The organism is Limosilactobacillus reuteri subsp. porcinus, assembly GCF_036621895.1.
Lineage (GTDB): Bacteria > Bacillota > Bacilli > Lactobacillales > Lactobacillaceae > Limosilactobacillus > Limosilactobacillus reuteri_J.
On record NZ_LN887338.1, the window covers coordinates 1 to 1,110 of the forward strand.

General features: G+C 37.7%; 1 protein-coding gene. It reads left to right on the top strand.

What is annotated here, in order from left to right:
• Positions 1–121: 121 nt before the first annotated feature.
• A complete protein-coding gene (locus AACL61_RS01530; protein WP_339110890.1) occupies positions 122–988 on the top strand; it encodes a hypothetical protein in 867 nt (288 codons plus the stop codon).
• Positions 989–1,110: the final 122 nt, after the last annotated feature.

The window sequence follows — 1,110 nt, forward strand, 5'->3', positions numbered from 1 at the left end:
CAATTATCTCCTACTCGATTTATATTACAAATTTAGTAAAAGCGTTAAGAAAAGGTTTAATTGATGCTATGATGGATTTGTGTAAATAGAAAAAGAATAGGATGGATTTGGTGAGTTAATTATGCGAGTAATGAATTTAATGATAGTATTAGCAGTTATTGCGATTATTATTTTAGCTGCTCAATATTTTTCTCAGTTACGGAAGAACCGCAACGGTAATAATTTCGTGAGTGGGGGCCGTATCTTTTTTAACTGGACGCTGGTCGCTGTCTTAGTAATTTGTGTTGGGGGAATAATTTTTGGTAGCATTCATTCACATCGCCAAGAAGCAAAGCCAGCTCAAACTGATAAGACCGAGAATGTTGAATATGCTGCTTCCGACAGTGATAATTTGGGTAAGGTTTCGATTCAGTTTGATCGGAAAGTTACTTTAAATGATAATGGAGAAGCAAAAGTTAAGTTTAAGGTTTCTCCACAAACTACTTTGACAATCCGGGGACATAAGAGCAAAGAGATAGTTAAGACATTTAAGGCAAGTAAGGGAGAATCATTGGTTAACCATACTTATACATTTGATGTAGCTGGCACCTATGATATTATTGCTGAACGTGGTGATCAAAAGATAACCAAGCAGTTAAAGGTTAAGGGAAATGATAATGCCCAAGAAAGTTCATCAAGTAGTAGTTCAGTAAGTTCTAGCTCTTCTTCAGTTGCTTCCTCAGCAAGTAGCACAGTTCCCTCGTCTTCAAGCTCGACTGCTTCCACTGCGCAAAGTAACAGTGAAAGTTCAAGCAGCACGACAGCAGCTTCATCGAATAACGGAGGAACTTCAAGAAGCTACAATACTTCTCGTCCACGATATAGTGGCAATGGTGGAGGAAATAGAACTTCTAGTAATCCTACACCGACTGCTCCTGCACGAGAATCAAGTGCCCCTGCTTATAGTCAAGAAGATAATGGCTACGTTAGCGACGGCCCGCAATACTAATTGTGTTTTATAATCAAATATCTAATGATAAAAGAATAAACTGTTTTTAAAGGAACAAAAGATGATTTTTTTATATCCCGAAAAATTATTCTTTTGTTCTTTTTGTGCGCCCGGCATGGGTA